Annotated in this window: 3 protein-coding genes; all 3 read right to left on the reverse strand. The window is 59.3% G+C overall.

The genetic code is table 11. The features are described from left to right. Nucleotides 1–541, reverse strand: a 541-nt coding sequence (locus AC1DH9_RS25740; protein ID WP_477809034.1) for an MFS transporter, incomplete at its 3' end; no start/stop codon positions are given. Further along, nucleotides 519–1,205, reverse strand: coding sequence for an MFS transporter (locus AC1DH9_RS25745; RefSeq protein WP_477806144.1), 687 nt, complete (start codon nucleotides 1,203–1,205; stop codon nucleotides 519–521). The genes AC1DH9_RS25740 and AC1DH9_RS25745, both read right to left, overlap by 23 nt. A gap of 432 nt (nucleotides 1,206–1,637) precedes the next feature. Beyond that, nucleotides 1,638–3,140, reverse strand: coding sequence for a sensor domain-containing diguanylate cyclase (locus tag AC1DH9_RS25750; protein ID WP_427546927.1), 1,503 nt, complete (start codon nucleotides 3,138–3,140; stop codon nucleotides 1,638–1,640). Between the last annotated feature and the right edge of the window lie 107 nt (nucleotides 3,141–3,247).

Consider the following 3,247-nt stretch of genomic DNA (forward strand, 5'->3'; position numbering starts at 1 on the left):
CCGTGGACGTGTAGGCTCCCAACTGATCATGCGGGGCGCTGTTCTGCGCGAGCACCAGGGTCGTAGTGGCCGTCAAGCCCATCCCCAGCCCGACCAGTATCTGGCCTGCACCAATGGCCAACCACTGCGACCATTGCAGTCCCGCAGCCACCCCTATGCAACCGAGCATCAGCATCGACATCCCAACTATCGCCATGGGCCTGAAGCCGACGCTCGACAGACGCTTGCCACAGACGGTCGCGCCTACCACCCAGCCTAACGCTGCCAGCATGATCAGCACCCCTGTCGATAATGCGCTGCCCGCCGAACGGCTGAGAGCGATGGGCAACAAGCTGACCGTGGCGTACAAGCCGATACTCGAGATAACCACCAAGGCCATGACCGCTCCCAGCGCTGGCCGATCAAAGAACCCCAATGGCACCGGACTGCCGGCGGGTGCCGCGCGGACTCGAGCGACCAGTGCTACAAGACTGATGAGCATCACGATCGCCAGCGTCTGTATCGGGTGCGCGATCATGTCAAGGTGCTGACTGCTCAACATGAACAGTCCCGCACACGCGGCGATGGCCAAAAAAAAACTGCGCTATGGGATCTACGGTCCTGGCTGATTGACCTCGGCCGATCACGGGTGTGAAAAGCAGCACCATCAATGCCAGAAAGCCCAGTGGCAGATTGAGCCAAAAAACTGCACGCCAGCTCAAGGTGCTGCCCAGTACAGTACCGGCAACAGGGCCCAATACTGCAGCCAGGCCCCAGACGCTGCTGAGCATTCCCTGCATGCTGGCACGCTTTGGCCCTTCGAAGAGCGATGCCAGCATCGAGTAGGAAAGAACGATGATGCCACCGGCCCCGATGCCTTGCAGGGCTCTGCCTGCAATCAGCATGACCATGCTCTGGCTACTGGCAACCACTGCCGACGTAGCGATGAAGATCAGCAGGCTGCCTTTCATCATCGAAGAAATTCCGAACCGATCAGCCAGTGCGCCGGCCAGCGGCGCAATCAGTGCCAGAGGCAGCAAGAAGCCCGAGACAACCCAGGGATAGAGCGTTGTATCCTGCATTTGCGCATTGATCTGCGGCAGTATGGTGCTGACTGCAGTGCTGTCCATGGCAGCGAGAAACAGAGCGACGAGCACGGCCAGGACACTCAAGGAATGCTTCTCCTGGCTGATCGAGTCAATGGGTGCAAGCGTTTGCGGCTTCATGCCGGCGTCCTCAGAGGAAGTATTGGGTGTGAATCGCGTTGGCCCTGGAAAACTCCCACACGATGGCCGCAGTATCGAATTCCATGTGCTCATCGACATTGCGAATCAGGTCGTGCGACTGGAAGATCTCTTTGRAGCGCAGGCGGTTAGCGTTCCGCTCGTGCGGTCGCGACGGGAAATCAGCTTACGTAACGGCCAGGGTTACGAAAATGCTCAATCAGGACAACTAATCGAATGAAACGGACGACGGCTATCGGTCATGCTTCAGCACTCTCGACGTCCTGACAATGACTCAATCAATGGTCTTTTTTGAGAACCTGCATTGCGCTGGAGGCTGCTCAAAGGAAAAAGGCCAACGCTCGGCATTGGCCTTTTTATGGTTCTTTTAAAAGATCGCAGCCTGCGGCAGCTCCGACGACTGGCTGCGATCTTTCAATTGGCGACCACTTGGTTGCGCCCTCCGTACTTGGCCTGATACAGCGCTTTGTCGGCTGCATGCATCAGGTTTTCCAGGCTCTCGCCCGGTTGCCCTGTCGAGGTGCTGAGGCCGATGCTGACGGTGATGGGGGACTCGTCGCCTTCGAACGGTGGCAGTTGCTCGACTGCCGCGCGGATATTTTCGGCAATCCGCAGGGCTCCGGCGCTGTCAGTCTCGGCCAGCACCACGGAAAACTCCTCACCGCCATAGCGCGCAGCGAGATCGGAGGGGCGACGGATGTTTTCGCTGATCACCCGGGCGAGTACGCGCAACGCATCGTCGCCGCCGTGATGGCCGTGACGGTCGTTGAACGACTTGAAGTGATCGGCGTCGATCATCAGCACTGACAGCGGCTTGCCCGAGCGCTGGGCACGGGACCATTCGCGGTTCAGGGCCTGGTCGAGGGTCCGCCGGTTTGCCACGCCGGTGAGGGCGTCGACGGCGGCCTGTTGCGCCAGTTCCTGCTCGGCGTGATGGCGCAGGCGAAATTCGCGGCACAGCAGCAAGGTCAGCCACATCAAGCCGATACACAACACCCCGGTTGCGCCACTGATCACGTACGCCGTGCGCTTCCAGCTGGCGAAGATTTCGTCCATGGAGAGTGCGACGCTGACCGTCAACGGCAGGTTGCCGACGCGCGAGAAGGTGTACAGGCGTTCCTGGTGGTCCATGCTCGACAGGCTGCTGAAGCTGCCACTGCCTTCACGCATGATGCGTATGACGTTGGGTCGATTGCCGAAACTCTTGCCGATGCTGGCATCGGTCAGCATGGGCTTTTGCGCCAGCAGTATGCCGTCCTTGTCGAGCACGTTGAGGGTACTGTTAGAGCCGATGTCCAGGCTGCTGAACAGCTCGTCAAAGTACTCCAGTTGCATGGACGCGACGGCAACGCCAAGAAACTCCCCGGTGGGCGAAGAGATGCGCCGGCTGAAGCTGATGCGCCACTGATCGTTCTCGGGGCAGTCGCAACGGGGTTTGAACGGGCGACTGATAAACATCCCGTTATCGCTGTTGCTGACGTGGGCCTGGAAGTAGTCACGGTCTGCAAAATTGCCCGATTTGGGCTGAATCGACGACGAGTTGGCGATCACATCGCCGTGCTTGTCGAGCAGCAGCACATCACCCTTGTAGCGTGCAGTACTTGCGCGGTCGAACAGCACCAGGTGGCGGATCTGCGCCGAAACCTTCTGCAGGTCGTCACGTTGGGCGGCAGCGATCAATCCTTGCAGTGACAGGTCATAGAGCTCGACGTTGCGCAGCACATCGGCATCGATCAGTTGCACGATGTTGGTCGCACCCCGCGTGGCCGCCTGCATGGCATTGGCGTGTTCGCGGATCAGCAGGAAGGTGACGATGGCGATGATCGCGACGACGGTCAGTGAACTGCCGAGAATCAGCAGCAATTCCGGTCGGCGGGCAGAGCCTGTTATGGCGTGGTGTGTGCGGTTTGCACTCATGGTTCTGATTTCTGCACAGGGACATCATCAGCGTAGTTCCCGGACACACCGGGCGGCATTGCAGATATCAGTTCGTTTATCTCAGTGCATGTATAGATCCCGGATAC

The sequence above is a fragment of the Pseudomonas sp. 05T35 genome (assembly GCF_056396605.1).